The organism is Micromonospora sp. CA-248212 (assembly GCF_050948405.1).
Taxonomy (GTDB): domain Bacteria; phylum Actinomycetota; class Actinomycetes; order Mycobacteriales; family Micromonosporaceae; genus Micromonospora.
The window spans coordinates 5,980,010-6,006,922 of the sequence record NZ_CP192023.1; the positions used below are offsets into that span (position 1 = coordinate 5,980,010).

General features: G+C 71.5%; 28 protein-coding genes. 16 read left to right on the forward strand and 12 right to left on the reverse strand.

Going from position 1 to position 26,913, the window contains the following annotated elements:
- Positions 1-51: 51 nt before the first annotated feature.
- Positions 52-378: a hypothetical protein gene (locus tag ACQP03_RS28105; RefSeq protein ID WP_357134786.1), complete on the reverse strand. Its 327-nt coding sequence runs from the start codon at positions 376-378 to the stop codon at positions 52-54.
- Positions 378-716 carry a DUF6158 family protein gene (locus ACQP03_RS28110; protein ID WP_357134784.1) on the reverse strand — a complete coding sequence of 113 codons (339 nt, stop codon included), beginning with the start codon at positions 714-716 and terminating at the stop codon, positions 378-380. Before ACQP03_RS28110 ends, ACQP03_RS28105 begins: the two co-directional genes overlap by 1 nt.
- A 130-nt stretch (positions 717-846) precedes the next feature.
- On the opposite strand from ACQP03_RS28110, the gene ACQP03_RS28115 reads away from it, so the two are divergent.
- A complete protein-coding gene (locus tag ACQP03_RS28115) occupies positions 847-1,269 on the forward strand; it encodes a hypothetical protein (RefSeq protein WP_357174682.1) in 423 nt (140 codons plus the stop codon).
- 26 nt (positions 1,270-1,295) lie between these two features.
- Positions 1,296-1,622: a DUF3817 domain-containing protein gene (locus tag ACQP03_RS28120; RefSeq protein WP_355052224.1), complete on the forward strand. Its 327-nt coding sequence runs from the start codon at positions 1,296-1,298 to the stop codon at positions 1,620-1,622.
- A gap of 24 nt (positions 1,623-1,646) precedes the next feature.
- Here ACQP03_RS28120 and ACQP03_RS28125 read toward each other — a convergent pair whose 3' ends face one another.
- Complete coding sequence (locus tag ACQP03_RS28125) at positions 1,647-2,129, reverse strand: DUF6232 family protein (protein WP_357134781.1); 483 nt, start codon at positions 2,127-2,129, stop codon at positions 1,647-1,649.
- 543 nt (positions 2,130-2,672) lie between these two features.
- Here ACQP03_RS28125 and ACQP03_RS28130 point away from each other — a divergent pair.
- Complete coding sequence (locus ACQP03_RS28130) at positions 2,673-3,650, forward strand: C40 family peptidase (RefSeq protein ID WP_357174679.1); 978 nt, start codon at positions 2,673-2,675, stop codon at positions 3,648-3,650.
- Positions 3,651-3,710: 60 nt separating this feature from the next.
- Here the strand turns inward: ACQP03_RS28130 and ACQP03_RS28135 are convergent, their stop codons facing one another.
- The 4 genes from ACQP03_RS28135 to ACQP03_RS28150 all read right to left on the reverse strand — a co-directional run bounded on the left by ACQP03_RS28135 (position 3,711) and on the right by ACQP03_RS28150 (position 8,059).
- Positions 3,711-4,700 carry a sigma-70 family RNA polymerase sigma factor gene (locus ACQP03_RS28135; protein WP_355052221.1) on the reverse strand — a complete coding sequence of 330 codons (990 nt, stop codon included), beginning with the start codon at positions 4,698-4,700 and terminating at the stop codon, positions 3,711-3,713.
- Positions 4,701-5,100: 400 nt separating this feature from the next.
- Positions 5,101-6,057, reverse strand: a complete 957-nt coding sequence (gene murQ, locus ACQP03_RS28140) for an N-acetylmuramic acid 6-phosphate etherase (RefSeq protein ID WP_357134777.1) — start codon at positions 6,055-6,057, stop codon at positions 5,101-5,103.
- Entirely contained in the window at positions 6,054-6,968 is a 915-nt protein-coding gene (locus ACQP03_RS28145; RefSeq protein ID WP_357134775.1) for a MurR/RpiR family transcriptional regulator, read from the reverse strand. Before ACQP03_RS28145 ends, murQ begins: the two co-directional genes overlap by 4 nt.
- A gap of 74 nt (positions 6,969-7,042) precedes the next feature.
- Positions 7,043-8,059: an NAD-dependent epimerase/dehydratase family protein gene (locus tag ACQP03_RS28150; protein ID WP_357134773.1), complete on the reverse strand. Its 1,017-nt coding sequence runs from the start codon at positions 8,057-8,059 to the stop codon at positions 7,043-7,045.
- Between the two features lie 94 nt (positions 8,060-8,153).
- On the opposite strand from ACQP03_RS28150, the gene ACQP03_RS28155 reads away from it, so the two are divergent.
- Complete coding sequence (locus ACQP03_RS28155; protein WP_433459056.1) at positions 8,154-8,846, forward strand: SDR family NAD(P)-dependent oxidoreductase; 693 nt, start codon at positions 8,154-8,156, stop codon at positions 8,844-8,846.
- Here ACQP03_RS28155 and ACQP03_RS28160 read toward each other — a convergent pair.
- Positions 8,831-9,565 (reverse strand): dTMP kinase, encoded by a 735-nt coding sequence (locus tag ACQP03_RS28160; protein WP_357134771.1) that lies wholly within the window; start codon positions 9,563-9,565, stop codon positions 8,831-8,833. The two genes, ACQP03_RS28155 and ACQP03_RS28160, sit on opposite strands and share 16 nt — an antisense overlap.
- Before the next feature lie 166 nt (positions 9,566-9,731).
- Between ACQP03_RS28160 and ACQP03_RS28165 the strand changes: the two genes are divergently transcribed.
- From ACQP03_RS28165 to ACQP03_RS28185, 5 genes are all read left to right on the forward strand, one after another.
- Positions 9,732-10,316 carry a nucleotidyltransferase gene (locus ACQP03_RS28165; RefSeq protein WP_433459059.1) on the forward strand — a complete coding sequence of 195 codons (585 nt, stop codon included), beginning with the start codon at positions 9,732-9,734 and terminating at the stop codon, positions 10,314-10,316.
- Positions 10,313-10,588, forward strand: coding sequence for a hypothetical protein (locus ACQP03_RS28170; RefSeq protein ID WP_357134767.1), 276 nt, complete (start codon positions 10,313-10,315; stop codon positions 10,586-10,588). The genes ACQP03_RS28165 and ACQP03_RS28170 overlap by 4 nt, the downstream gene beginning before the upstream one ends.
- A 10-nt stretch (positions 10,589-10,598) precedes the next feature.
- Positions 10,599-11,375: a metallophosphoesterase family protein gene (locus tag ACQP03_RS28175; RefSeq protein ID WP_357174670.1), complete on the forward strand. Its 777-nt coding sequence runs from the start codon at positions 10,599-10,601 to the stop codon at positions 11,373-11,375.
- On the forward strand, positions 11,366-11,509 hold the full coding sequence (locus tag ACQP03_RS28180) for a GPGG-motif small membrane protein (RefSeq protein WP_007464364.1): 144 nt from the start codon (positions 11,366-11,368) through the stop codon (positions 11,507-11,509). Before ACQP03_RS28175 ends, ACQP03_RS28180 begins: the two co-directional genes overlap by 10 nt.
- Before the next feature lie 152 nt (positions 11,510-11,661).
- The gene (locus ACQP03_RS28185; RefSeq protein ID WP_357174668.1) at positions 11,662-12,156 is read left to right on the forward strand and encodes a TspO/MBR family protein; all 495 of its coding nucleotides are present in this window, start codon (positions 11,662-11,664) and stop codon (positions 12,154-12,156) included.
- A gap of 48 nt (positions 12,157-12,204) precedes the next feature.
- Here the strand turns inward: ACQP03_RS28185 and ACQP03_RS28190 are convergent, their stop codons facing one another.
- On the reverse strand, positions 12,205-12,978 hold the full coding sequence (locus ACQP03_RS28190) for a peptidoglycan DD-metalloendopeptidase family protein (protein ID WP_357134763.1): 774 nt from the start codon (positions 12,976-12,978) through the stop codon (positions 12,205-12,207).
- 250 nt (positions 12,979-13,228) lie between these two features.
- On the opposite strand from ACQP03_RS28190, the gene ACQP03_RS28195 reads away from it, so the two are divergent.
- From ACQP03_RS28195 to ACQP03_RS28215, 5 genes are all read left to right on the forward strand, one after another.
- A complete protein-coding gene (locus ACQP03_RS28195; protein WP_357134762.1) occupies positions 13,229-14,575 on the forward strand; it encodes an ABC transporter substrate-binding protein in 1,347 nt (448 codons plus the stop codon).
- A gap of 70 nt (positions 14,576-14,645) precedes the next feature.
- Positions 14,646-15,692: a carbohydrate ABC transporter permease gene (locus ACQP03_RS28200; protein WP_357134255.1), complete on the forward strand. Its 1,047-nt coding sequence runs from the start codon at positions 14,646-14,648 to the stop codon at positions 15,690-15,692.
- 1 nt (position 15,693) lies between these two features.
- Positions 15,694-16,662, forward strand: a complete 969-nt coding sequence (locus ACQP03_RS28205) for a carbohydrate ABC transporter permease (RefSeq protein WP_357134253.1) — start codon at positions 15,694-15,696, stop codon at positions 16,660-16,662.
- Between the two features lie 67 nt (positions 16,663-16,729).
- Positions 16,730-17,776, forward strand: a complete 1,047-nt coding sequence (locus ACQP03_RS28210) for a LacI family DNA-binding transcriptional regulator (protein ID WP_357134251.1) — start codon at positions 16,730-16,732, stop codon at positions 17,774-17,776.
- 33 nt (positions 17,777-17,809) lie between these two features.
- Positions 17,810-19,465 (forward strand): glycoside hydrolase family 13 protein, encoded by a 1,656-nt coding sequence (locus ACQP03_RS28215; RefSeq protein ID WP_433461224.1) that lies wholly within the window; start codon positions 17,810-17,812, stop codon positions 19,463-19,465.
- Between the two features lie 176 nt (positions 19,466-19,641).
- Here ACQP03_RS28215 and ACQP03_RS28220 read toward each other — a convergent pair whose 3' ends face one another.
- The 3 genes from ACQP03_RS28220 to xylA form a co-directional block, all read right to left on the reverse strand.
- A complete protein-coding gene (locus ACQP03_RS28220) occupies positions 19,642-21,075 on the reverse strand; it encodes an MFS transporter (RefSeq protein WP_363660961.1) in 1,434 nt (477 codons plus the stop codon).
- A 91-nt stretch (positions 21,076-21,166) separates the two neighbouring features.
- Positions 21,167-22,585 carry a xylulokinase gene (gene xylB / locus ACQP03_RS28225; protein ID WP_357174662.1) on the reverse strand — a complete coding sequence of 473 codons (1,419 nt, stop codon included), beginning with the start codon at positions 22,583-22,585 and terminating at the stop codon, positions 21,167-21,169.
- Positions 22,586-22,594: 9 nt separating this feature from the next.
- Complete coding sequence (gene xylA / locus ACQP03_RS28230) at positions 22,595-23,782, reverse strand: xylose isomerase (RefSeq protein ID WP_357134245.1); 1,188 nt, start codon at positions 23,780-23,782, stop codon at positions 22,595-22,597.
- A 78-nt stretch (positions 23,783-23,860) separates the two neighbouring features.
- On the opposite strand from xylA, the gene ACQP03_RS28235 reads away from it, so the two are divergent.
- Together ACQP03_RS28235 and ACQP03_RS28240 are read left to right on the forward strand one after the other, a co-directional pair.
- Positions 23,861-25,099: an ROK family transcriptional regulator gene (locus ACQP03_RS28235; RefSeq protein ID WP_357134243.1), complete on the forward strand. Its 1,239-nt coding sequence runs from the start codon at positions 23,861-23,863 to the stop codon at positions 25,097-25,099.
- A 128-nt stretch (positions 25,100-25,227) separates the two neighbouring features.
- Positions 25,228-26,898 (forward strand): PP2C family protein-serine/threonine phosphatase, encoded by a 1,671-nt coding sequence (locus ACQP03_RS28240; protein ID WP_433459065.1) that lies wholly within the window; start codon positions 25,228-25,230, stop codon positions 26,896-26,898.
- Positions 26,899-26,913 lie beyond the last annotated feature (15 nt).

The window sequence follows — 26,913 nt, forward strand, 5'->3', positions numbered from 1 at the left end:
GGTCTCCTTCCATGTCGTCGTGGTACGAAAGTTCCGAACGGTCGGCGTGTCTCAACCGGCCTGCAGGTTGTCGGCGACCTCGCGGGCGAGGTTGGCCAGCGCCTCGTCGGCCAACTGGTCCGGGTCGGCACCGGAGCCGTCGGTCAGGTCGAGCTGGATCCGCGCGCCGCCGGAGTCGGCCGGATCCACCCGGATCTCGGCTGCCCAGTCGGCGTCACCCCAGCGGGCCCGCAGCTCCTCCCCGCTGACCTCGGCCGGAGGGCTCCCGTCGGATCGCAGTGGCGCGGGCAACCAGGCCGAGGCTCGGGCCGGGTCGGTGGCCGTGTTGAAGACCACCTCGGGCGGCGCGGACATGCCACGCACGGCTCGGGCCGCCATCAGGCGTCCCGCAGACGGCTCGGGTCGACCTCCCGGCCCGGGTGGCGCGCCAGGTACTCGGTCTCCAGATCCGCCGTGCGCCGCAGATGGTTCGCGAGCGCGGAATCCGCCGCGTGCCGCAGCGTGTCCAGCCGGGTGCGGTGCAGGCTGTGCATCTCGCGGATCAGATCGTCGTCGGTCAGCTCCGTCGGGTCGACGCCGACCGCGTCGCCGTCGAGTTCGGCGCCCCCGGGGTCGGCGAAGTGGTCGCCGTCCCACTCGGGCACCCGCTGCTCCGGGCTCATCTCCGTACCGCCGCTGGACGCAAACCCGTCCTCGCGTACCGATCCGGTCATCATCGCCCCCCTGGTCTCGTTTGGGCTGGCGCCTAGACGGATGCCCACCCCGGGTGACACCAAACCATCCCGTCCGCGCGCCAGCTACGACACCGTGTCGGAGAGCGCCGCCGTCCCCGGTACCCTCGACGCCATGAGGTGGCTCTGGACCCCGGCGTGGATCGCACGTCACGTGGCCATGGTCGTGCTGGTCGGGAGCTTCCTCGGGCTGGGCTGGTGGCAGATCAGCCGGGCCACCGCCGGCAACAACCTCAGCTGGGGGTACGCCGTCGAGTGGCCGATCTTCGCCGGCTTCGTGGTGTACGTCTGGTGGCGCGAGGTGCGGCTGGCCCGGCGCGGCGCGCAGGGCGGCACGGTGTCTCCCGGCGCTCCGGCCGACGAGCCGGCCCCGGCCGCGAGCGCCGACTCCCGACCGGCGGTACGCCGACCGGTGCGGGTGACCAGGGCACCGGTCGACGCGACGCTCGGTGACGACGCGGCGCTGGCCGCGTACAACGACTACCTGTCATGGTTGAACGCCAATCCGGGCGCCCGGCCCGGTGACTATCCCGGCTGAGCCGGGCCTGAAGAAGGACGGACGAAGTGGGCGCAGCCCTTACTCGGTACCGCGTGATCGCCTGGATCGTGGGCGTGGTGCTGATCCTGCTGGTCGTGATCGGGATGCCGCTGAAGTACGCGTTCGACAACCCGACGGTGGTGGAGACCGTCGGCCCGGCGCACGGCTTCCTCTACATGATCTATCTGGTGGCCGCGTTCGACCTGAGTCGGCGGGCCGACTGGCCGCTGAAGCGGATGCTCCTGGTGATGCTGGCCGGCACCGTGCCGTTCGTCTCGTTCTACGCCGAGCGTCGCGTCACCGCCTGGCTCGACCGGCCGGCCACCCGTACGCCGGAGCCGGTCGCCGGCTGACCGGGGGCCCTGAGGGCTGTCCGGTCAGCGGTTCGGCCGCCAGGGGTCGGCCGAGGCGACCGGGTCGACCCAACCGCCGTACCGGTTGACCTCCCGGGCGCGCAGCAGCGCCCGGGTGACCTGACCGAACTGCCGCTCGTCGTCGGCGCTGAAGAGCAGCACCTCCGCGCCCCGGTGCCATCCCCACAGCTCGTACGGCGGTGGCCGCCAGCGGTCACCGACGAGGGCGAGGGTGGCCGGCAGCAGAAGGACCGCTCCGAGGATGAGGTACGCCCCGGCGGTCAACCGCTGTAGGCCGCCACTGAAGCCGAGGAGCAGGCCGACCACGCCGATCATGGAGGCGGTGGTCACGACGGCCCGGACGGCGATCCGGTCGTGCGGCCCTCGGGTGGTACGCAGGTTGGTCAGGTCGGGGATGCGGTAGCTGGTGCGTCCGACGGTGAACCGGTCGACGGTGACGATGATGCCGGGTCGCGCGTAGAGCAGCGTGGACCTGGCACTGGGCACCGTTCGTTGCGGTCGCGTCGTTGCGCCTTCACGATTCACGGATCCTCCCGCGGGTGCGGTCTGTCGGGTCGGATCCCGTGACCACCGGCGTGAGCCGCCGATGACGGGATTCCCGGCCCCGGGCTCCATTGTGTTGGGGCACCGCCACTGCACCTGGGCATTTACGGCAGCGGACGGCTCACCCGTCCGGGCGACATCGTCGCGAAACAGCATCCATTTCACCTTTTATCGGGTATGGCGCGCTGTTAACCGACGGCATGCGCCGGGAACGACGAAAGTCGCATATCGGTCAAAATCGCAAGCAAAAGCGCCGCAGAAGCCTTCACCCCCGTGCCGGCGGCCCCGTTGACGCTGTGGTTCCGCAGTGGCACTTCCTGCCACTTGGTCAACATTCGCCCCTGCTTCAACTGCGCAGCACAACCGTCCCGGGTTAGGTTGGGCGAGCCGGTCCGGCCCAGTGTCGTCCACCCGGACGACCCCGGCCGGTGTCGCCGAGGGCGTCAGCAGCCCCGTCGGCGGCCGTGGGAGAGGAGCCTCTCGCTCTTGTCATCCCTGAGAACCCTGCTGCGTACCGTGGCGCTGGTCGGCCTGTCGGCCGCCCTGATCGCCCCGACGGCGGCGGCGCACGCCGAGCCGTCCCCCGCCGACCTGACCCGCCGGATCGAGACGTCCTCGGCCGAGCTGGAGCGGGTCGTGGAGTCGTACAACAAGCTCACCGAGGACATCAAGGTCAACAAAGCCGCGGTGGCCCGATTACAGGCCCGCATCGGCCCGCTCGAACAGCAGGCCGAGCAGAGCCGGGCGGACGTCGCCGCACTCGCCAACACCGCGTACCGAAGCGGCGGTCTGCGTACCGCCGACGCGCTGCTCCGGCCCGGCGGCGCCGCCGCCATGCTGGACCGGCTCGGCACCCTCGACCAGCTGACCCGACAGCGTCAGGAGCGCATCTCCGGCTTCACCGACAACCAGCGGCGACTGCTCGACGAGAAGAATCGGCTGGACGCCACCCTGGCCCGGCAGGCCGCCCAGGCCCACGAGTTGGCGGCGGGCAAGACGCGCATCGAGAAGGACCTGGCCGAGTTGTACGAGCTGCGCCGACAGGCGTACGGGGCGGCCACCGAGCGGCCCGCGCCCAAGGCGACCGAGGCCGAGGCCCGAAACGTACCGGCGGTCGCCGGAGATGCCGGCGCGGCGGTGCGCTACGCCTTCGGCGCGATCGGCAAGCCGTACGTCTGGGCAGGTGAGGGGCCGGGCGGCTACGACTGCTCCGGGCTCACCCTGGCCGCCTGGCGGGCGGCCGGACGATCGCTGCCACACAGCGCGCGGATGCAGTGGGGGGCGGTCGCACACATCGGCCGAGGCGATCTGCGACCCGGAGACCTCATCTTCTACAGCGGTCTGGGGCACGTCGCGCTCTACGTGGGCGACGGGCAGGTGATCGACGCGCCGAGCGCCGGTCGCAACGTGCTCAAGCGCGGCATGAACATGATGTCGATCCACGGGTACGGCAGGGTCCGCTAGACGGTGAACGGCCGGCGTCCCCCTATCGGACGCCGGCCGTTCGCCGTCATTACTACCAGGTCAGGCTGCCTGCAGCCCCTCGGCCCGAGCCAGCTCGCGGAGCCGGCCGAGGGCCTGGATCTCGAGCTGCCGGATCCGCTCGCGGGACAGCGAGAAGCGGGACGCGACCTCGGTCAGCGAGTGCTCGCGGCCGTCCTCCAGGCCGTAGCGGGCCCGCATGATGCCGGCGGACCGGTCGTCGAGGTGGTTGAGCAGCCCCTCGATGCGCTGCCGCTCGAGGCCGCTCAGGACGATGTCCTCCGGGGACGGCGCGTCGCTGTCGGCGACCAGGTCACCGAGGTTGGTGTCGCCGTCGTCGCCGACCGGGGTGTCCAGCGAGACCGTGTCCTGCGACCAGCGGCGCAGCTCGTTGACCCGCTCGACGGTGACCCCGAGCGATGCCGCGATCTGCTCCGGCTCCGGGTCGCTGCCCAGCTCACGGGTGAGTTGCCGGGTCACGTTGCGCATCCGGTTGACGTCCTCCACCAGGTGCACCGGCAGCCGGACGGTGCGCTCCTGCTGGGCGATCGCCCGGCTGATGGCCTGGCGGATCCACCACGTGGCGTAGGTGGAGAACTTGTAGCCACGCTCGTAGTCGAACTTCTCGACCGCTCGGACGAGGCCGGTGTTGCCCTCCTGGATCAGGTCCAGCATGGGCATCCCCGAGCGTACGTAACGACGCGCGATCGACACGACCAGTCGCAGGTTGGCGCGGATGAAGAGGTCCTTCGCGCGCTCACCCTCGGCGACCAGCCGATCCAGGTCGGCCCGGTCGACACCGTCGGGAACGGCATCCTCGCCGAGCAGGTGCTCGGCGTAGAGGCCCGCCTCGATCGCCTTGGAGAGATCGACCTCCTTGGCGGCGTCCAGCAGTGGCGTCCGGGAGATCTCGTGCAGGTAGACGCCGACCAGGTCACGCTCCTCGGCGACCTCGTCGGTTCGCATGCCAATGTTCTTGTCCACGTTGCCCACGGTCCCCTCGCTCGCGCCGGTTGCCCGGTTCCTTGCCATTCCCCACGTCCGGTCAGCCCTGGTAACTTCTGCTGTGCCCACCGGTGCTGACACCTACACAACAGATGAGACGTGTCGGGTGTTCCATTTCGTGAGTCGAAAGTGTCACGAATGCCTGAGTAGTTGCTGAGAGCACGGTCCATGTTTGCTGTCAGCACCCGCCGGGTGGCGCGCCGCTGGGCACCTCGGACGGGTTGGCGGATCGACGAATCGCCGATTGCCCGCACCATAGGCAACACCGCCCGCCGCGCTGACACAGCGACCCGGGTCACCACCGCGCTGCGATCCTGGTCACTGCCAGATACGCAGCGGTGGACCGGTCGGTTCATCCACGAGGTGTTATTACCCTCCGCCCCGATGAACAATCCGGAGCCCCGTTCGCTTCCCGGGTGGGGCGCGCTCAGGAGGCGAGCAGCGCGAGGGCCCCGCGTACCTGGTCGGCGGAGCGGGCGAGGGCGGCCCGCGCGGCGGTCACCTCGGCCCCGGAGACCAGGGTGACGAGCGCCGTCTTCAGGTCGCCGTCGGCCTCGCCGAGGGCCCGCCGGGAGACCTCCTCGGAACACCCGGTCGCCTCGACCAGGATCGAGATCATTCGGCCCCGGAGCTTGGCGTTGGTGGCAACCATATCGATCATGAGGTTCGAGTAGACCCGCCCCAGGCGCACCATGACGGCGGTCGAGAACGCGTTCAGCACCAACTTCTGCGCCGTGCCCGCCTTCATCCGGGTCGACCCGGTGACCACCTCGGGTCCGGTGTCCACCCCGATGAACACGTCGACCGACCGGGCGGCCTCCGCCTCCGGATTGGCGCAGAGCAGCACCGTCGAGGCGCCCGTGGAGCGGGATGCGGCGAGCGCCCCCAGGACGTACGGGGTGCGTCCGCTGGCCGCCAGACCGACCACGAGGTCACCGGCTCGCACACAGCCGGCCGCCTCGATCGCGCCGCCCCGGTCGTCGTCCTCGGCGTCCTCGACGGCGCGCAGCATGGCGTCCGGGCCGCCGGCGAGGTGGGCGCAGAACCAGTCCCGGGGCGAGTTGAAGGTGGGCGCAAGTTCGGCCGCGTCGAGCACGCCCAGCCGGCCGGAGGTGCCGGCCCCGAAGTAGTGCACCCGGTGGCCGCCGCGCAGCGCCGCGACGGCCAGGTCGACCGTGGCGGCGATCTCGTCGAGCACCGCGGCGACCGCCGCCGGCACCCGTCGGTCGGCGTCGTTGATCACGGTGAGGACGTCCCGGGTCGACATCAGGTCGAGGTCGACGCTGAGCGGGTTACGCCGCTCGGTGGGCGCGGCCACCCGGACCGTGGGGCGGGTGGGTGGTGCTGCCTTGTCCTTGTCCGGCTCGACCGAGCCGGGCGTCATCCCCGCCTCCGGCTCGCGCCCACCCGGTGCGACTGGACCGCCTCGGCGGTCGCCTCGAGGGCCTTGCGGGCCCGGGACCGGTTGCGGGCGGCCACCCCGACGAAGAGGCAGTCGACGACGGTGAGCTGCGCCAGACGGCTGGCCGTGGCACCCGAGCGGTAGGTCGTCTCGCGGGCCGCGGTGGTCAGGACGAAGTCGGCGACCTCGGTGATCGGCGAGCGCGGGAAGTTGGTCAGCGCCACGGTGCTCGCGCCACGCGTCCGGGCCTGTTCCAGCACCTCGATCACGTCCGAGGTGGTGCCGGTGTGCGAGATGCCGATTGCCACGTCGCCGCGACCGAGCAGGGCGGCCGAGGTCAGCGCGGTGTGCACGTCCGGGAAGTAGAAGGCGATCCGGCCGATGCGGTGCAGCTTCTGCTGGAAGTCCGAGGCGACGAACCCACTGGCCCCGGCGCCGTAGATGTCGATCCGGCCAGCGCCGGCGATCGCCTCGACGACCTGCTCGCAGACGGCCGGGTCGAGCTGTTCGGCGGTCTCCTCGACAGCTCGTGCGTCGTTGAACGCGATGGTGGCGATGATCTGGGCGAGATCCGCGCCGGGCGGGATGTCACCACCGACGACCCGGGCGTCCGGAGGTTCGACGCGACGGGCGGCCTCGGCGGCGAGCCGGATGCGCAGTTGCGGGTAGCCGTCCATCCCGACCGACCGGCAGAACCGGATGACGGTCGCCTCCGATGTCTCCGCTGCGGTGGCGAGGTCGGTGATGGTCCTCCGCGCGGCGGCGGCCGGGTCGGACACGACAAGTCGGGCGACCCGCTGCTCGGCGGGCGACAACGACGGCAGAAGCCCGCTGATGTGGACGATCAGTCCACCAGGCTCGTGACTCGCAGAAATCTTCGGACTCTTCGCCACGGGTGAAACTTACTTTCACCAAGCGTGAGCGTCAACCATCACCGTACGTGGTGGGAAAGTGTCGACGATCCGGATCACGCCATTCGCACAGCGTGCCACGCACCCAGGACCGCCGCCTCATCCGCCGGGTCGAGTCCACCCTGCGGTACGTCACCCGGGTCGGCCCTCATCCAGGCGGCCGTCACCCGAACGGTGTCGGCGAGCGGACGGACGACCAACCCGGCGGCCAGCGCCGCGGAGACGTCCCGGTCCATCAGGCCGGCGAACTCCGGCAGCCGTACCCACAGGGGCAGTGCCCGCTCCCCCCACCACTCGCGTACGTCGTGCTCGCGCAGGAAGTCCTGATCCACCCAGGTGAGACGGGGATCCTCCACGCCCAGCCCGGCGGCCACCCCGGCCAGCAGTTCCGCCCGGGACATCGTCGGCCCGTTCCCGTCGTACGTGCCGCTGAGCCGGGTGTCGCCGGCGTGCAGCAGCCAGCCGGCGAGGTCCTCGACGTCCACGAACTGCACCCGGTCGGTCGGCTCCCCCGGCGCGAGAATTTCGCCGCCACGGGCCAGCCGTCGCACCCAGTACGGGAAGCGGTTACTCGAATCCTCGGCTCCGACGATCAGCCCGGCCCGGCAGATGAACGACCTGTCCACGCCCATCCGCTCGCGGACGAGCTGCTCGATGGCGACCTTGCACTCGCCGTACCAGCGGAAGTCCGGGCCCGGTCCGTCCACGTCCGACGGCGGAGGCGGCAACACCGGCGCGTTCGCCGCGGAGAGACCCGGGGTCGTGTTGTCCGCGTACACCGACATCGTCGACACGAACGACCAGTGGCCGACGTGGTCGGCCAGCGCGGCGAGCGCGTACCGGGCGTGGCTGATCTGGCGCGTCACGTCCACCACGGCGTCGAAACCCTGACCGGCGAGCGGCGTCAGCGCCGCCGGGTCGTCGCGGTCCACCGACACGAACCGCGCCCCCTCCGGTACGGCGCCGGACACGCCCCGCGCCGCGCAGGTCACCTCATGCCCCCGCGCGACGGCGAGCCGAGCCACCGCCCGACCTAGAAACCGGGTACCCCCAAGAACCAGAATTCGCGCCATGCCCCGATCCTGCGCCGCCCCACCCCGAAAAACCCACCCCCTCTGCTCTCAGCAGACACCCCACCCGGGGTGGGGTGGGGGTTAGCGTTTGGGGATGGTGGGGCGGAGTGTGGTGGTGACCGGTGGGGGCGGCGGGTTGGGCGGCGCGGTCGTTGCCTCCTTTGTCGAGGCGGGCTGGCGGGTGGTCGTACCACGAAGGGGTGGGCCCGCCGGGTCGGAGCCGGCGGCGGACGGGCTGGTCTCGCTCGGCGCGGACCTGACCGAGCCGGCGGACGTGGCGCGGGTGGTCGAGGCCGCCGCGGCCGATCCGGCGGCGCCGCTGCGGGCGGTGGTGAACCTGGTCGGCGGGTACGCGAGCGGCGGCCTGGTGCACGAGACACCGGTCGAGCAGTTCGAGCGGATGCTCACCGTCAACCTGCGCCCCACGTACCTGGTCACGCAGGCCGCGCTGCCGCACCTGGTGGCGGCCGGAGGCGGCGCGGTGGTGTGCGTCTCCGCCCGCGCGGCGGTCAGCCCGTTCGCCGGGGCGGCCGGTTACGTCACGGCCAAGGCCGCGGTGCTGGCCTTCGCCAACGCCGTCGCGGTGGAGTACCGCTCGCGCGGGGTCCGCTGCAACACCGTGCTGCCCAGCGTCATCGACACCCCGACGAACCGGGCCGCGCAGCCCGACGCCGACCACGCGCGGTGGGTCAGCCCGGCCGAGATCGCGCCGGTGATCCGTTTCCTCGCCTCGGCGGACTCGGCGCCGACCAGCGGGGCCACCGTTCCGGTCTACGGACGCGCCTGAACCAGCAGCGGCACGTCGCCGGGCCCGGCCTGATCCGGTGTCGGTGGCGTCCCGGTCGACGGCCGCGCCGGGTCGGGTCGGATGTCCGACGGCAGCCAGGACGACAGGTGGGCCTGGATCTGCTCGGTCACCTCCTCGGCGGGCCGGCCCGCGTCGACGAGTACGAAGCTCGGGTACTCGGGCAGGGTTCGGTAGGCGGTGTCCGCCGCGGTCAACCAGCCCATCGACTCGTGGTCGGTGCCGCGCTCCTCGATGCGCCGGTAGGCCTCCGCTGGGTCGACGGCGAGCAGGAAGGTCACCTGCGGCGTCGGGAACAGCCGGTAGCCGGCCCGCGCCAGTCGTTCCCAGCGGTGCCCGCCGTGGGCGCGGATGCTGGCGTACTGGCAGGCCGAGTAGCGGTCCATGACGGCCGTCCGACCGGTGAACAGGCAACCGAGCAGGGCTGCGGCGATGGCCAGCCAGCGCAGTACGGACTCCACCGCGAGGACGCCGTCGCGCCCGACGAGGCGTTGCGCGTCCGGTAGGCCGAGACGGTGGGCGAGCCGCCCGAGCCAGCGACGCCCGCTGGCGTTGCGGCGGTACGTCGCGGGGCGGCCGGCCGCGTTGAGCGCGTCCGCCAGTCGGTGTGCCTGAGTGGTCTTGCCCGAGCCGTCGATGCCGATCAGAGCGACGGTGCGCAACCGGGCCTTGCGGCGTCGCGTCCCCGATGGTCTGGCCACCCTCGACAGGTTATCCGACCGATGCCCGCCTCCTGCGATCTTTGTTCCCGTTTGCTCCGGTTGGCACCCGCCCGCGACCAGAGCAGGTGTGGGCGACCGGAATGCCGGGTACGGGAGTTCGAATCCAACCGCCTGTCCACCACGACACGACCGACGGGAGATCCAGATGGCTGAGCGCGGGGACGAGAGTCTGGTGCACACCCTGAAGAAGGTCGCCGCCGTGCTCAAGCAGTCCGAGATCCCGTTCGCCCTGGGCGGCAGCTTCGCCGTCTATGCCCACGGCGGCCACTCCAGCGACCACGACGTCGACTTCCTCATTCGCGAGGCCGACGTCGAACGGTCGCTGGAGGCGCTGGTCGCCGCCGGCTTCCGCGCCGAGCGACCGCCGGAGGACTGGCTCGTCAAGGTCTTCGACGAGGAGCGGATGGTGGACCTGATCCACCGGCCCATCGAGACGCCGGTGACCGAGGAGACGTTCGCCGACACCGTCGTACGGCCGGTGGACGCCATCCACATGCCGGTCCTGTCCGCCACCCAGCTCATGGTGCACAAGCTGCTCAGCTTCTCGCAGCACTACTGCGACTTCGCCCGCGGCCTGCCGCTGGCCCGGTCGCTACGGGAGCAGATCGACTGGGAACGGGTACGCAAGGAGACGCAGCACTCGCCGTACGCCGAGGCGTTCCTGGTGTTGCTGGACCGGCTGGAGGTGGTGCCGGAGCCCGGCACCCCGGCAGGAGAGGAGACACCGTGACGAACGATCAGGCCGGTGGCGCGGCGCCACCCGACGAGTACGTCGAAGCGGAGATCCAACGGTCGCTCACCGAGGATCCGGCCGTCGCCGAACAGGGGATCACCGTCATCCGACGCGATGACGTCCTGGTGCTTTACGGCGAGGTGGAGAGCCCGCACCGGCGGGAGGAGATCCTGCGTCTCGTGGCGGAGCGTTTCCCGGACGTGCCGATCACCAGCGACATCGGGGTGATCCGCGTCCAGGCGCCCACGGAGATCGAGCAACTGCCCTGAGGGAGGTTTCATGGTGATCCGGATCGCCGCCGTGGGCGACGTGCATCTGGACGAGGACGTGGTCGGCCGGTTCCGCCCGGCGCTGGAGGAGCTGCCGGAGTGCGCCGACGTGCTGCTGCTGGCCGGCGACCTGACCCGGCACGGCACCGAGGCCGAGGCGCGCTGCGTCGCGCAGGAGTTCGGTGGGCTCGCCGTACCGGTGGTCACCGTGCTGGGCAACCACGACCACCAGTGTGATCAGGTGCCGCAGGTGGTGAAGGTGCTCGAGGACGCGGGCATCACCGTACTGGAGGGCAACGGCGTCGTCCTGGACTGTGCGGGCGGTCGGCTCGGCATCGCGGGGGTCAAGGGCTTCGGCGGGGGTTTCGCCGGCCGGTGCGCGAGCGACTTCGGCGAGCCGGAGATGAAGGCGTTCGTCCGGACCACCAACGAGAGCGCGGACCGCCTGGGAGAGGCCCTGCGCTCGCTGGAGTGCGACATGCTGGTCGCGCTCACGCACTACGCCCCGGTCCCGGACACGCTGGTCGGCGAGCCGCTGGAGATCTACCCGTTCCTGGGGTCGTACCAGTTGGGGCAGGCGATCGACTCGGCGCCGACCGCCCTGGCCCTGCACGGGCACGCGCACGCCGGAACCGAGCGCGGCATGACCCCGGGCGGGGTACGCGTCCGCAACGTGGCGCACCCGGTGATCAAGCAGGCGTACAGCGTCTTTCATGTTGGGGATCAACTCGACACGGAGCAGGTTTCCCCGATCGGAGGGTCGGGTATTCAGAGGTCATGGAGCTGATTCTCTGGATTCTCGCAGTCGTACTCGTGGTCGCCGGCATCCTCGCGCTGTTCCGCCGGCAGATCCTGTGGGGCATCGTCCTCATCGTCGTCGGGCTGCTCGTCGGCCCGGGTGGTGTCAGCATCTTCAATTGACGCTCGTACCCCATAACCACATCCTCACGAACACCGGGACCCGTCGGGGTCGCCGCGACCGGAGCTTCGTCCTCCCGACAGAAGCACCGGCCGCAGCGGCCCCGGCGCTTTTTTTTGGGTTTGACCGGACGCCGGGGGGAAACATCTCGACGATGGAGATATCTCGCGAGGCAGGGCCGGCCTCCGGTCGGCGGTCGCGCTGGGCGCTCGCCGCCTTCGCGGCGGCGGTCTTCGTCGCGGCCGCGATCGGCGGGCTCGGTGTGCGGGGCACCACCGACGAGTACGCGAGCCTGCGCCAGCCGGACTGGGCGCCGCCGTCGTGGCTCTTCGGCCCGGTCTGGACGGTCCTCTACGCGCTGATCGCGGTCGCCGGTTGGCTGGTCTGGCGTCGGGTCGGCTTCTCCCCCGCCCTGTGGGCCTGGTCCGCCCAACTCGTGCTCAACGCCATCTGGACGCCGCTGTTCTTCGGCGCGGGTCGGTACGGGCTGGCGTTCGCCGAGATCGTGGTGATGTGGCTGGCGATCGGCCTCACCGTGGTGCTCTTCGCCCGGGTGTCCCGGGTCGCGGCCGCGCTGCTGCTGCCGTACTGGGCGTGGGTCACCTTCGCCGCCGCGCTGAATCTGTCGATCTGGCGGCTCAACGCCTGACCGCCCGACCGGTCTCCGGCGGGTCACCCCGCCGGAGACCACCAGAGGTCAGCAGCGGGGCACGTTCGGGATGTATCCGTCGTAACCGGTGTAGACGTACGCGTCGGCGATGTAGCGGCCGCTACCGATGCGGTCCCAGATCGAGCTGGTGCCGTAGGTACCGGTGACGGTGGTGCCGCTGGTCTGGCAGGAGATGGTCACCCGGGTGCCGTCGGCGACGGTGCCCACCGAGGCGTACCCGGTGCCGGGGCCGGAGCGGACGGTCAGCGGCGTGCCACTGGTGTCGACCGTGCCGTTACCGCTGCCCGACGAGCAACCGTTGTCGCTGGTGTAGGTCTTGGTCCCCCAGTACAGGCCGAGGGCGCCGTTGAACCGGACCTGCACGTCGTTGCCGTTGAGGCGCTGCTCGTAGTGCAGGTGCGGGCCGGTGGACCCGCCGGTGCTGCCGACCCAGCCGATCACCTTGCCGTACCCGACAGTCTGCCCGACCGAGACGTTGAAGCCGTTGAGGTGGGCGTAGTAGGTCGTGTAACCGCCACCGTGGTCGATCCGGACGTACTTGCCGTAACTGGTGCCGCCGAGGTCGGTGACCCGGTCGACCGTGCCGGGCGCGCTCGCCACCACCGGGTCGCCCAGGTCGTCGGTGCGATTGAAGTCCACGGCGTACGCCGGGCTGTGGTCCGACCGGGTCTGTCCCGACCAGGCTTGACCGCACGGGAACGGCACCTTGAAGCTCGGCGCGGCCAGGGCCGGGCTCGCCGGCGCGACGGCTCCTCCGACGAGCAGGCCGGTCACCAGCAGGCTGATCCACCGCTTACGCATCCAGCTCCTCCTATGTGCAAAACCTTCGATGAGGTGCCTCCAGCCTGACAGAAATCGCCAGTCTCCGGAAGAGGCCGGATCTGCGCCCGGGAACGCGCCCAGCCGGCGGACACGAGGTTTCGGGATTGTTACTCGCTCGTGTCTGACAGGGGGTGGACCAGACCTGATGCAAGCGCTTACATGTGTGCACGCCCAATCGGACCGGCGCGGGTCACCAGCGGAGACCACGCCGGCTAGGAAGGAGGACGGCATGGCGGTCTTTACCAGACCACGCCAGGCCTTCGTGATCGCCGGTGTACTCGGGCTGGCGTTCAGCGCCACCGCTTGCGGTACCGGCAATGACAAGAAGAGCGACAAGGCGGGTTCCGCCGAATGTGCCCCGTACGAGAAGTATCAGGGCAACGACGGCAAGAAGGTCTCGATCTACGCGTCCATCCGTGACGCCGAGGCCGACCTGCTCGAGCGTTCCTGGTCGCAGTTCACCGACTGCACCGGCATCGAGATCGCCTACGAGGGCAGCGGCGAGTTCGAGGCGCAGCTCCCCGTCCGGGTCGACGGCGGTAACGCCCCCGACATCGCGTTCGTGCCCCAGCCGGGCCTCGTGAAGCGGTTCGCGGACGCCGGCAAGCTGAAGTCCCTCGGCGCCGACACCAAGACCATGGCCGAGCAGAACATGCCGGCCGACTGGCTGAAGTACGGCACCGTCAACGGAACGCTCTACGGCGTGCCGCTCGGCGCGAACGTCAAGTCCTTCGTCTGGTACTCCCCCAAGACCTTCAAGGAGAAGGGCTGGGAGGTTCCGACCACCTGGGACCAGCTCATCGCGCTGAGCGACAAGATCGCCGCCAGCGGCATGAAGCCGTGGTGCGTGGGCGTCGAGTCCGGTGACGCCACCGGCTGGCCGGCCACCGACTGGATCGAGGACGTGATCCTGCGGACGCAGGGCCCCGAGGTCTACGACCAGTGGACCACCCACGCCATCCCGTTCAACGACCCGAGGATCGTCGACGCGGTCGACCGCGCCGGCAGCATCCTCAAGAACGAGAAGTACGTCAACGGCGGCTTCGGCGGCGTCAAGAGCATCACCACCACCGCCTTCCAGGAGGCGGGTCTGCCGGTGACCACCGGCAAGTGCGCGATGCACCGGCAGGCGTCGTTCTACGCCAACCAGTTCCCCGAGGGCACCAAGGTGGACGAGAACGGGGACGCGTTCGCGTTCTACTTCCCGACCATCGACCCGGCCAAGGGCAAGCCGGTCCTGGGCGCTGGCGAGTTCGTCGTCGCGTACGCCGACCGTCCCGAGGTGCAGGCGGTGCAGACCTACCTCGCCTCCGGCGAGTACGTGAACAGCCGCGCGAAGCTCGGCAACTGGGTCACGGCGAACAACAAGCTGGACATCGCCAACGTGGCCAGCCCGATCGACAAGCTGTCCGTCCAGATCCTGCAGGACAAGACGGGCACCTTCCGCTTCGACGGATCCGACCTGATGCCGGCCGCCGTCGGCGCGGGGACGTTCTGGAAGGGCATGATCGACTGGCTGAACGGCAAGCCGACCGCCCCGGTGCTCCAGGGCATCGAGAGCAGCTGGCCGAAGTGATCACGGCGGTGGCCCGGCTCGCGTACGCGAGCCGGGCCACCGGCCGATCCGGACCCGAGAGGGAGGGTTGATGGAGTTCGACTTCGCCGACGAGCAGCCGAAGCTCCTCATGCTGATGTACGGGCTGGTCGCCTTCGTGGTGGTGGTGGGCGGTCTGCTCCTGCTGCTCGACGTGGTGCCTGCCTGGTTCGCCCGACGGCGGGAGGCCCAGCTCGTCGCCGCCTCCATCAGCGGCACGCCGCTGACCCGGCGACCCAAGCAGCGGGAAGGGCTCTTCGCCCTGTTCTTCCTGCTGCCGACGCTGCTGCTGCTCACCATCGGTCTTGTCGTACCGGCCATCCGCACCGTACTGCTCTCGCTGATGAACGGGGGCAGCACCGAATGGGTGGGGCTGCGCAACTACAGCTGGATGTTCTCCGACAACTCCATGTTCCGGGTCCTGATCAACACCCTGGTCTGGGTGCTCCTGGTCCCGCTGGTGGCCACCGCGTTCGGCCTCATCTACGCCGTACTCGTGGACAAGGCCCGCTTCGAGGCGATCGCCAAGTCACTGATCTTCCTGCCGATGGCCATCTCGTTCGTCGGCGCGAGCATCATCTGGAAGTTCGTCTACGCGTACCGCGGCGACGGCGACCAGATCGGTCTGCTCAACCAGATCGTCGTCAGCCTCGGCGGTGAGCCGAAGCAGTGGCTGCTCGAGTCACCGCTGAACACGCTGCTGCTGATCGTCATCATGGTCTGGATCCAGGCCGGCTTCGCCATGGTGGTGCTCTCCGCCGCGATCAAGGCCATCCCCGGCGACATCGTCGAAGCCGCCCGGCTCGACGGCGTCAGCCCGTGGCAGATGTTCTGGCAGATCACCATGCCGAGCATCCGGCCGGCGCTGATCGTCGTGGCGGTGACGCTCACGATCGCCACGCTCAAGGTCTTCGACATCGTCCGGACCTCGACCAACGGCAACTACGACACCAGCGTGATCGCCAGCGAGATGTACAACCAGGCCTTCCGGTACGGCCAGAACGGGCAGGGCTCCGCGCTCGCGGTCTTCCTCTTCATCCTGGTCATCCCGGTCGTGATCTACCAGATCCGCAACCTCCGTCGTCAGCGGGAGGGCTGAGATGACCACCGCAACGCCCACCGTCGCCGCCGGCGCCCAGAAGACCGCCGACGGGACGTCCAGCACCGCCGGCCGGGTCCGCAGGCGGCTGAACAGCCGTACCGCGACGCTGGTCTCGATCGTCATCGCGGTGGTCTGGACCATCCCGACCTTCGGCCTGCTCGTCTCCTCCCTCCGGCCGGAGGACGAGATCAAGACGACCGGCTGGTGGACGGCGTTCACCAACCCGCAGTTCACCTTCGAGAACTACCAACAGGTCCTCTTCGGGCGGTCCGCGTCGTCGGGGCAGCTCGCCAGCTACTTCATCAACTCGCTGGCGATCACCATCCCGTCGGTGCTCTTCCCGCTGGCCTTCGCCTCCCTGGCCGCGTACGCGCTGGCGTGGATCAACTTCCGTGGGCGGGACTGGCTCTACATCGCGATCTTCGCGTTGCAGATCGTCCCGCTGCAGATGGCCCTGGTGCCGCTGCTGAAGTTCTTCTCCACCGGCGTCACCCTCGGCGGCGTCACCCTGATGCCGGCGTGGAACCTGGTGGACGAACAGAAGTTCGCCCAGGTGTGGTTCGCGCACACCTGTTTCGCGCTTCCGTTCGCGGTCTTCCTGCTGCACAACTTCATCTCGCAGCTCCCCGGAGACCTGATGGAGGCGGCCCGGGTCGACGGGGCCACGCACCCGAAGATCTTCCGCACCATCGTGCTGCCGCTGATCACCCCGGCGCTGGCCGCGTTCGGCATCTTCCAGTTCCTCTGGGTCTGGAACGACCTGCTGGTCGCGCTGATCTTCGCCGGTGGCGGCAACGAGACCGCGCCGCTCACGGTCCGGTTGGCGGAGATGGCCGGCACCCGGGGCAACGAGTGGCAACGGCTCACCGCTGGCGCGTTCGTCTCGATCGTTGTACCGCTCGTTGTATTCCTGTCCCTACAGCGCTTCTTCGTGCGAGGTCTGCTCGCCGGCAGCGTCAAGGGCTGACCCGCTTGCCCGCCGTCGCCCGGCCTCTGAGGGCGGCGGCGGGCGACGGGTACCGAGCGGGGGAACCGTGACGAAGATAGATGATGTCGCCCGGCTGGCCGGGGTCTCCACGGCCACCGTCTCGCGGGCCCTGCGCGGGCTGCCGACGGTCTCGGCCGCCACCCGACGCCGCGTGCTGGCCGCCGCCGAGCAGCTCGACTACGCGGTGTCGCCGAGCGCATCCCGGCTCGCCGGTGGTCGCACCGGCACGGTCGCGGTGGTCGTGCCCCGGATCACCCGCTGGTTCTTCAGCACCGTCGTCGAGGCCGTCGAGGAGCACCTCCACCATTCCGGCTACGACCTGCTGCTCTACAACCTCGGCGGTCGGGAGCAGATCCGCCAGCGGGTGCTGCGTACCGCCAACCTGCACAAGCGGGTGGATGCCATCATGCTGGTCGCCACGCCGCTGCGCCCGGCCGACCTGACCGCCCTGGCCGCCCTGGACCTGCCCGGAGTGACCATCAGCTCGGGGAGCCGGGTCCCCAACTGGCCCTGCGTACGCATCGACGACGTGGCCGCCTCCCGGATGGCCACCCGGCACCTGCTCGACCTCGGCCACCGCCGGATCGCGCACATCTCGGGCGACCCCGACGACGAACTGGCCTACACCACCCACCTCGACCGACGGCGGGGCTACCAGGCCGAACTGCGGTCCGCCGGCCTGCGACCCGATCCGAGCCTCGACGTCGAGTCGTCGTTCACCATCGACGGTGGCAACCGGGCCGCCGCCGAACTACTGGCCCGCGGTGAGCCGCCGACGGCGATCGTCGCGGCCTGCGACGAGATGGCGATGGGCGCGATGACCGCGCTGCGCGACGCCGGTCTGCGGGTACCGCAGGACGTCAGCGTGGTCGGCATCGACGACCACGACCTCGCCGGCGTGCTGGGCCTCAGCACCGTGGCCCAGCCGGCCGCGGAACAGGGCCGGCTGGCCGCCCGGATACTGCTCGATCCGCTCGGGGCCCGCACTCTGGGCCCGATCGTCGGTCAACGGACCGCCGAGGGCGACTCGCCGGTGATCCTGCCCACTCGGCTGGTCGTCCGGGAGTCCACCGCACCGCCCCGGGCACACTGAACCATCAACCACGGCACGACACGGGAGACGACCCTGAACACCGACCCGACGCAGCAGACCGCCACCGGCTGGTGGACCGAGGCCGCCATCTACCAGATCTACCCGCGCTCGTTCGCCGACTCCAACGGCGACGGGATCGGTGACCTGCCGGGCATCACCGCCCGCCTCGACCACCTGGTCGAGCTGGGGGTGGACGCGGTGTGGCTGTCCCCGTTCTACCCGTCGCCGCAGGCCGACGCGGGCTACGACGTGGCCGACTACCGGGACGTCGACCCGCTGTTCGGCACTCTCGCCGACGCGGACAAGTTGATCGCCGAGGCCCGCTCGCGCGGCCTTCGGGTGATCGTCGACCTGGTGCCCAACCACACCTCCTCGGCGCACCGCTGGTTCCAAGAGGCCCTGGCCGCCGCCCCGGGCAGCGCTCAGCGGTCCCGGTACATCTTCCGGGACGGCCTCGGCCCGGCCGGGGAGCAGCCGCCGAACGACTGGCAGAGCGTCTTCGGCGGTCCGGCGTGGACCCGCACGGTCGACCCGGACGGCCAGCCCGGCCAGTGGTACCTGCACCTGTTCGACACCGGCCAGCCGGACCTCAACTGGGACAACCCGGAGGTGCACGAGGAGTTCCTGGGCGTCCTGCGGTTCTGGCTGGACCGGGGGGTGGACGGTTTCCGGGTCGACGTGGCGCACGGCCTCATCAAGCAGGCGAACCTGCCCGACTGGCAGGAGCCCCAGGAGATCCTCTCCGGCAACGAGATCGACAAGCCACGGCCGCCGATGTGGGACCAGGAGGGCGTGCACGAGGTCTACCGGCAGTGGCGGCAGGTCCTGGACAGCTACCCCGGCGAACGGGTGCTGGTCGCCGAGGCGTGGGTCGAGCCGGCCGAGCGGCTGGCCCGCTACGTTCGCCCGGACGAGATGCACCAGGCGTTCAACTTCGAGTACCTGCTCGCCGCGTGGACCGCGCCGGCCCAGTACGCGGTGATCACCCGGTCCCTGGAAGCGACCGATTCGGTGGGCGCGCCGACGACCTGGGTGCTGTCCAACCACGACGTGGTGCGGCACGCTTCCCGGCTCGGCCTGGCGATCGGTGGCGGCCGGCCCAACGGCATCGGCATCGGTGACCCGCAGCCGGACGCCGCGCTCGGCCTGCGTCGGGCTCGGGCGGCCACCCTGCTGATGCTCGCCCTGCCCGGCTCCGCGTACCTCTTCCAGGGCGAGGAGCTGGGCCTGCCCGAGCACACCACCATGCCGGACGAGGCCCGCCAGGACCCGACCTGGGCGCGCAGCGGCCACACCCAGCGGGGCCGGGACGGCTGCCGGGTGCCGATCCCGTGGGAGGCCGACGCCCCGTCGTACGGCTTCGGGCCCACCGACGCCAGTTGGCTGCCGCAGCCGCCGTCCTGGGCGGAGTACGCGCTGGACCGGCAGCGCGACGTGCCCGGCTCGACGTACGAGCTGTACCGCGCGGCGCTGCGGCTACGCCGCGCCCACGGTCTGGGCCGGGGCACGCTCGAGTGGCTGTCCTCCGGTGACGAGACGCTGGTGTTCCGCAACGGCGACCTGACCGTGCTGACCAACTTCGGTGACGCCCCCGTGCCTCTCCCGCCCAACGCCGAGGTCCTAGCCACCAGCGCCGCCCCCCTGAACGACGACACCATCCCCACCGACGTAACAGTCTGGCTCCGCTAACCCACCCGCCCCACCCGCGCCCACCCCCGCCCACCGAACCCACGCACCGAACCCGCGCACCGGGCCCGCGCCGATCTTGCACTTTTGGTTGTCGACTTGAGGGGCTATGCCCCTTCTGTCGCCACCGAAAGTGCAAGATCGCGTGGGCGGGGGGGGCGTGGGGGTGGGGGTGGGGGTTAGAGGCGGTTGGCGCGGGTTTGTAGGAGACCGTGGACGTTTTTGATGTCCTCGGGGGCTGTGCGGGAGGCTCGCCAGTACATGACGCCGGTGGGGATGAAGAAGAGTTGGAACGCGGCCAGGCCGACGGCGAAGTTCAGTGGCGGCGGGAACGCCGTTCGCAGCCCCTGGAAGGCTCCCCAGACCAGCCCGTTGCCCGCCGCCCGACCGACACCGTTGACCAGGTTGCCGAGGCTGTAGACGGTCCCCCGGTGCTCCGGCGGGTTCACGTCGGCGATCAGCGCGAACCAGTTCGGTGAGTTGGCCGACGTCAACGCGAGCGCCACCACGGCGGTGAGCAGACTCAGCCCCACCGACGGCTCGGTGAACACGCTGGCCAGCACCGCGCCGACGACCGCGCCGCCGCTCCCGCCGTCCGGCACGTCGATGGTCACCGGCACGAAGAACAACACCAGGTAGAACGGGAGCGCGGCGAGGATGCCGACCGCCGCGACCACTGCCCGACCCCGGGGGGTACGCCGCTGCGCCGCGTCGCCGACGAGGCCGCCCACGATGGAGAGGACCCCGCCGAGTTGGAACAGGGTGGCGAAGACGCTGCCGACCACCACGGCGGTCGACTCCGAGTAGCCCTGCGCCTCGGCCCGCTCGGCGAAGAGCCTCGGCAGCCACACCAGTGACCCGAAGGCGGCCTGCGCGGTCAGCCCCTGCAGGATCAGCCACCGGTTGGTCCGCCGGTCGAGGATGCGCGGCAGGTCGGCGCGGCTGATCCGGTAGTCGTACTCGGCACCGGAGTCCAGGGCGTCCACCAGTTCCGGTTGGCTCTGGCCGCGACGGATGTCGTACGTGAAGAGGTACGCCACGGTGGCGGTGAGCCCCACCCCGGTCAGCAGCAGGAACGGCCGCCGCCAGTCGGTCGCGCCGAGCAGCCCACCGACAAGCGTGCCGGCGAGCGTGCCGACGCCCTGGGAGAGCCCCCAGAAGCTCATCACCAACCCACGGCGGGCCGGTGAGATCAGGTCGGTGACCACCGAGAAGCCCACCGAGCCGACCGCGCCGAGGCCGACCGCCGCGACGAACTGGGCGGCCAGGAACGCGAGGTACCCGCCGGCGAGCGCGCTGCCGCCGGTGCCCGCCGCCCAGAGCAGCGTGCCCACCATGAGCAGCGGCTTACGGTTGCCGTGGTCCCCGACGTACGCCCAGCCGACCGCGGCCACCGCGCTGACCAGGAAGCTGACGGCGGTCACCACGCCCAGCAGCCCGGTCGACACGTCGAACGTCCGGGCGATCGGCCCGTACAGCGGTGGGACCAGTCCGATCGCCACGTTGTCCAACGAGGCGAGCACCACGAACACCACGACGCTGTACAGCCGGTGCGCCGGGCCACCGCCCCGGCCGCGCGCGCGTTGCTCCCGCCCGCCACTGGTCACCGTCATGACCCGCAGCCAATCAGACCCGGCCGAGCAGGTTGGCACGCGGGTGGGCGTCGATCACCGTTGACCGACGCCCACCCGGTCGACCCGACGCTCAGCGCCGGTCGAGCACCAGTGACCGAGCCGCCGCGTACTGGTCACGGACGGCGGGGACGGGCTCCGCCGCGTACTCCTCGGTGCCCTTGACGTCCCACTGCGGTGGCGTCGGACCGCCCAGGGCGACCCAGGCGGCCTGGCGGGCGGCCCCGTCGGCGACGTACTCCCCGGCGGGTGGCACGACGACCGGGCAGCCGAAGACCTGCGGCGCGATCCGGCGGACCGCGGCCGACCGTGCCCCGCCGCCGACCAGGATGACCCGGCGGACGGTGGCCCCCTGCGCGGTCAGCGCGTCCAGGCCGTCGGCGAGGGCGCAGAGCATGCCCTCCACGGCGGCCCGAGCCAGGTGCGCGGGGGTCGAGGTGCGCAGGGTCAGGCCGTGTACGGCACCGGTGGCCAGCGGACGGTTGGGCGTCCGCTCGCCCTCCAGGTAGGGCACCATGACCAGCCCGTCCGCACCGGCCGGGGCGGAGAGGGCCAGCTCGGCGAGCTCGTCCAGGCTGACGCCGAGCATCGTGGCGGCGGCGTCCAGCACGCGCGCGGCGTTGAGCGTGCACACCAGCGGCAGGAAGCGACCGGACGCGTCGGCGAAGCCGGCCACGGCACCGCTGTCGTCGGCGGCCGGAACGTCGGCGACGCTGAAGACGGTGCCGGAGGTGCCGATCGAGACGACCACGTCGCCAGGGCCGGCGCCGACGCCGAACGCGGCGGCGGCGTTGTCGCCCGTGCCCGCCCCCAGCAGGGCGTCACCCCACTCCCCGGTCAGCCGACCGGCCGACTCGGCCGGGCCGAGCACCTCGGGCACCACGAGCTGCCGGCCGAACGCCCGTTCCAGCAGGTCCGGACGGTAGGTGCCGGTGGCTGGGGACCAGTAGCCGGTGCCGCTGGCATCCCCCCGGTCGGTCCGCAGCGCCGACAGGCCGGGCGCGCCGGCCAGCCGCCAGGTCAGCCAGTCGTGCGGCAGGCACACGGCGGCCACCCGGGCGGCCTGCTCCGGCTCGTGCCGGGCCAGCCACCGCAGCTTGGTGATGGTGAAGCTCGCCACCGGCACGCTGCCGGTGGCGTCGGCCCAGAAGCGACGCCCCGCCGCGCCGCCGCCGGCCTCCTCGACGAGGTCGGCGGCGGCGTCGGCGGAGCGGGTGTCGTTCCACAGCAGGGCCGGACGGACCACCTGGCCGCCCTCGTCGAGGCAGACCATGCCGTGCTGCTGGCCGGCGACCGAGACCGCCGCGACGTCGGCCAGCCCACCGGCCTCGTCGACGGCGCCGCGCAGCGCCTGCCACCAGGCTTCCGGGTCGACCTCGGTGCCGTCCGGGTGCGGCGCCCGGCCCTGCCGGAGCAGGGCGCCGGTCTCCGCGTCCCGGATGACCACCTTGCAGGACTGTGTGGACGAGTCAACGCCCGCGACCAGCGGCATGGCGGGGCCTCAGCGGGCGCCGAGCAGGTGCTCGACGGCGAGCTGGTTGAGCCGGACGAAGCCGAAGCCCCGGGCGGCCACCGCGTCCACGTCGACGTCCTCGAACGCGGAGCGGTCGGCCAGGAACTCCTCGTAGCCCTCGCCGTCGCCCAGCGTCGGCGTGCTCAGCTCGCCAACCTTGCTGGCGGCCAGCGCCTCGACGACCTCCGGGTCGGCGCGGAACGCCGCGGCACGCTCCTTGAGCAGCAGGTACGTGCTCATGTTCGCCGCCGCCGACGCCCACACACCGTCCATGTCCTCGGTACGCGACGGCTTGTAGTCGAAGTGCCGGGGACCGTCGTAGGTCGGACCGCCGTTGGGGCCGCCGTTCTCCAGGAGGTCCACCAGGGCGAACGCGTTCATCAGGTCACCGTGACCGAAGACCAGGTCCTGGTCGTACTTGATGCCACGCTGGCCGTTGAGGTCCAGGTGGAACAGCTTGCCCTGCCAGAGCGCCTGGGCGATGCCGTGGGCGTAGTTCAGCCCGGCCATCTGCTCGTGCCCGACCTCCGGGTTGAGGCCGACCAGCTCCGGGTGCTCCAGCTGGGAGATGAAGCCGAGCGCGTGCCCGATGGTCGGCAGCAGGATGTCACCGCGCGGCTCGTTCGGCTTGGGCTCCAGCGCGAAGCGCAGGTTGTAGCCCTTGTCGATGGAGTACTGGGTGAGCAGGTTGACGGCCTCGCGGTAGCGGTCCAGGGCGGCCTGGACGTCCTTGGCGAGGTCGTACTCGGAGCCCTCGCGGCCACCCCACATGACGAAGGTGCTCGCGCCCAGCTCGGCGGCCAGGTCGACCTGGCGCAGCACCTTGCGCAGCGCGAAGCGGCGGACGTCGCGGTCGTTGCTGGTGAAGCCGCCGTCCTTGAAGATCGGGTGGGTGAAGAGGTTGGTGGTGACCATGGGCACCACCAGGCCGGTCTCGTCGAGGGCCTTGCGGAACCGCGCGATGTGCTGGTCGCGGGTCGCGGCGTCCGCGCCGAACGGGATCAGGTCGTCGTCGTGGAAGGTGATGCCGTACGCGCCCAGCTCGGCGAGCCGGTGCACCGCCTCGACGGCGTCCAGCTCGGGGCGGGTCGCGTCGCCGAACGGGTCGCGGGCCTGCCAGCCCACGGTCCAGAGCCCGAAGGAGAACTTGTCGGCGGGGGTGGGACGAGGTGCCATGGTTGACCTCCGGGATGGTGGTGTCAGGTATTTGTTCAGCGATTGAATTATTTGCCCGCCCTATGGCAGTGTCAAGGGGTGAGCCCCACCCACGCCCCGGTCGGCGCGGCCCGTCAGGGCAGCCTGCGCGAACTCAACCTCGCCCTGGTCCTCGGCCGGATCGCCGCCGCCGACCGACCCCCGTCCCGCGCCGACCTGGCCACCGCCACCGGGCTGACCCGGGCCACCGTCTCCGCGGTCGTCGAGGACCTGCTCGCGGGCCAACTGGTCAGCGAGGCCGAGCCGGCGCCCCGGGCCGGCGCCGGCCGCCCGGCACGCGGACTGGTCCTGGCCGACACGGGTCCGGCCGGGCTCGGGCTCGAGGTCAACGTCGACTATCTGACGGTATGCGTCGTCGACCTCGCCGGCCAGGTCCGCCACCGCACCGTGCACCGCGCCGATCTGCGCCCCGTCGCGCCCGAGGACGCCCTGGCCCGCCTCGTCGACCTGGCCCGGCAGGCCCGCGCCGACGCGGCCCGGCAGGGCCTCACGCTCGCCGGGGCCGCGCTCGCCGTACCCGGCCTGATCGACGACTCCGGACAGGTCCGGCTCGCGCCGAACCTCGGCTGGCGGGACGTCCCGGTGCCCGAGCTGCTGAGCGCGCACCCACCCCTCACCGATCGGGTACCGGACGTACCGGCCCTGGTGGTGGACAACGAGGCCAACCTCGCCGCGCTCGGCGAGCTGCACTCCCGACCGCCCGGCCCGGCCAGCTTCCTGCACATCTCCGGCGAGGTCGGCATCGGCGCGGGGATCGTCCTGGACGGCGCGCTGTTCCGGGGCGTACGCGGCTGGAGCGGTGAGATCGGGCACCTGCCGGTGCACCCGCAGGGGCGGCCCTGCCGCTGCGGTGGGCGCGGCTGCCTGGAGCAGTACGCCGGTCAGGAGGCGATCGTGGCCGCTGCCGGACTGGTGCGGGCGGAGCTACCCGCCGACACCGCGACGGCCCGCCTGGCCGAGTTGGCCGAGGCCGGCGAGCCGGCCGCGCTGCGCGCCCTGAACGACGCCGGCACCGCCCTCGGGGTGGCGGTCGCCGGTGTGGTGAACCTGCTGGACCTGGACACCGTGGTCCTCGGCGGCGGGTACGCCCCGCTCGCCCCCTGGCTCTGCCCACCGGTGCTCGCCGAGATCAAGGCCCGGGTGCTCACCGCCGCCTGGTCACCGGTCACCGTCCGACCGTCGACCCTCGGGCCGGAGGCCGCCGCCGTGGGCGCGGCCGGATCGGTGGTACGGCGGATCGTCGCCCGCCCCGCCGGCTGGCTGAACCGCGCCGGCTGACCACCGACGACGCGGTCTGGGCGTGCGTCGGTGCCGCTCGGTATCCTTGCCGTCGAGCAACGATCGGCGGACGAGGAGCCCGGGAGCAGTATGCGTACAGGTCGTCGGACGCAGGTCGGCGTCGGGCGGTGACCACGACCAAACGGGGCGGCTCGGCCGGTCCGGTCGGCGGAGACGGGCAGACGTCGCGCCGTCCGACCCGGCACGGCGGCAGGGGGCTGCCCGCCGACCCACCGCTGGCCCGCGAGCTGCTCGACGGGCTCGCCGAGGCGGTGCTGACGACCGACGCGGCCGGCCGGGTGACCCTGGTCAACGCCCGGACGGTCGAGCTGCTCCCGGAGATCGTCGCGGGCGTCGAGCTGTCCGGCTGCGCGGTGGCGGCGCTGGCCCGAGCCGTCCGCGACGGCACGGCCGTGTTCGAGGCCCAGCACCACGGCCGCCACCTGCGGGGCGCCCGGCGGCAGCTCGCCGGCAACCGGTACGCCTGGTACGTCCGCGACGTCACCGAGGAGCACGCCCGCACCGACGCCCTGCTGGCCGAACGCTCCCGCACCGCCTTCCTCGCCCAGGCCGGCAGCCGGCTCGGACTCTCGCTGCACCGGGACCAGACACTCCGTACCACCGTGACCCTCGCCGTGCCGTACCTGGCCGACGCCGCCGTGGCGCTGCTCCGCCCGCCCGCGCCGGCCGAGCCGCACCCCCGCTTCACGCGGTACGCCGACGACGAGCCGGCCCCGGTGACCGGGGTGGCCGATGAGGAGCTGACCGATTTCGTCCCCGATCTCGGCGCGGCGTTCGACGGCGACCTCGGCGAGCCGACCCCCTGGCCGGACGCCGACGTCGCCGGGCTGACCGCCCTGCTTCCGCCCAGCTTCGGCCGGCCCGGCGCGGCGCTGGTCAGCACGATGCGCGGCCCCGGCGGCCCGGCCGGCGCCCTGCTGCTCGTCCGCCGTGCCGGGCGGGCCGACTTCGACTCCCGCGACCGGGAGCTGGCCCGTGAATTCGCCACGCGGGCCGGCGCGGCGCTGGCCGCCGCCGAGCTGTACGGCGAGCAGGCCCACCTGGCCCGGGTGTTGCAGACCAGCCTGCTCCCGCCGGAGCTGCCGGTGGTGCCCGGCGTACGCATGGCCGGCGGCTACCGGTCCGCGGGCGACACACTGCGCATCGGTGGGGACTTCTACGAGGTGTTCCCGCACCCGCGCGGCGCGCTGTTCGCGCTGGGCGACGTGTCCGGCAAGGGCGTCGGCGCGGCCGTGCTGACCGGGCGGGTCCGTCAGTCGCTACAGACGCTACGGCTCGTCGAGCAGCGCCCTTTGGAGCTGATCCACCTGCTCAACCGCACCCTGTTCGACGCGCCCGACGCGGCACGGCGCAGCCAGCTCACCACCCTGTTGCTCGGGTGGATGGAGCACGGACCAACGGGGGTGGATCTCCGCATCGCCGGCGGCGGCCACCCCGCGCCGCTGCTGGTCACCGCCGCCGGTTCCGTCACGGACGTCCCGGTCGGCGGTATGCCGGTCGGCGCGCTGACCGACGCCCGGTTCACCGAGGTACGGGTGCACCTCGATCCGGGCGATCTGCTCCTCGCGTACACCGACGGGGTGACCGAGGCGAGCGGCGGCCCGGCCCACGCGGAGAAGTTCGGCGAACGCCGGCTGCGCGGCGCACTCGCCGCGGCGGCCGGTCTGCCTCCGGCGGCCCTGGTCGACAGGCTGCTCCAGGTGGTCGACGAGTGGGTGGGCGGGCAGGCCCCTGACGACATCGCCATGCTGGCGGTGTGCGCGTCGACACCGGCCTGAACCCTGCGTTCGACC

Excerpts from the sequence above, each read along its gene's own strand:
- ACQP03_RS28105 (WP_357134786.1), bottom strand. The coding sequence starts at position 378 with ATGGCGGCCCGAGCCGTGCGTGGCATGTCCGCGCCGCCCGAGGTGGTC.
- ACQP03_RS28110 (WP_357134784.1), bottom strand. The coding sequence starts at position 716 with ATGATGACCGGATCGGTACGCGAGGACGGGTTTGCGTCCAGCGGCGGT.
- ACQP03_RS28115 (WP_357174682.1), top strand. The coding sequence starts at position 847 with ATGAGGTGGCTCTGGACCCCGGCGTGGATCGCACGTCACGTGGCCATG.
- ACQP03_RS28135 (WP_355052221.1), bottom strand. The coding sequence starts at position 4,700 with ATGGCAAGGAACCGGGCAACCGGCGCGAGCGAGGGGACCGTGGGCAAC.
- murQ (WP_357134777.1), bottom strand. The coding sequence starts at position 6,057 with ATGACGCCCGGCTCGGTCGAGCCGGACAAGGACAAGGCAGCACCACCC.
- ACQP03_RS28150 (WP_357134773.1), bottom strand. The coding sequence starts at position 8,059 with ATGGCGCGAATTCTGGTTCTTGGGGGTACCCGGTTTCTAGGTCGGGCG.
- ACQP03_RS28155 (WP_433459056.1), top strand. The coding sequence starts at position 8,154 with ATGGTGGGGCGGAGTGTGGTGGTGACCGGTGGGGGCGGCGGGTTGGGC.
- ACQP03_RS28165 (WP_433459059.1), top strand. The coding sequence starts at position 9,732 with ATGGCTGAGCGCGGGGACGAGAGTCTGGTGCACACCCTGAAGAAGGTC.
- ACQP03_RS28175 (WP_357174670.1), top strand. The coding sequence starts at position 10,599 with ATGGTGATCCGGATCGCCGCCGTGGGCGACGTGCATCTGGACGAGGAC.
- ACQP03_RS28180 (WP_007464364.1), top strand. The coding sequence starts at position 11,366 with ATGGAGCTGATTCTCTGGATTCTCGCAGTCGTACTCGTGGTCGCCGGC.
- ACQP03_RS28185 (WP_357174668.1), top strand. The coding sequence starts at position 11,662 with ATGGAGATATCTCGCGAGGCAGGGCCGGCCTCCGGTCGGCGGTCGCGC.
- ACQP03_RS28190 (WP_357134763.1), bottom strand. The coding sequence starts at position 12,978 with ATGCGTAAGCGGTGGATCAGCCTGCTGGTGACCGGCCTGCTCGTCGGA.
- ACQP03_RS28195 (WP_357134762.1), top strand. The coding sequence starts at position 13,229 with ATGGCGGTCTTTACCAGACCACGCCAGGCCTTCGTGATCGCCGGTGTA.
- ACQP03_RS28200 (WP_357134255.1), top strand. The coding sequence starts at position 14,646 with ATGGAGTTCGACTTCGCCGACGAGCAGCCGAAGCTCCTCATGCTGATG.
- ACQP03_RS28205 (WP_357134253.1), top strand. The coding sequence starts at position 15,694 with ATGACCACCGCAACGCCCACCGTCGCCGCCGGCGCCCAGAAGACCGCC.
- ACQP03_RS28220 (WP_363660961.1), bottom strand. The coding sequence starts at position 21,075 with ATGACGGTGACCAGTGGCGGGCGGGAGCAACGCGCGCGCGGCCGGGGC.
- xylB (WP_357174662.1), bottom strand. The coding sequence starts at position 22,585 with ATGCCGCTGGTCGCGGGCGTTGACTCGTCCACACAGTCCTGCAAGGTG.
- xylA (WP_357134245.1), bottom strand. The coding sequence starts at position 23,782 with ATGGCACCTCGTCCCACCCCCGCCGACAAGTTCTCCTTCGGGCTCTGG.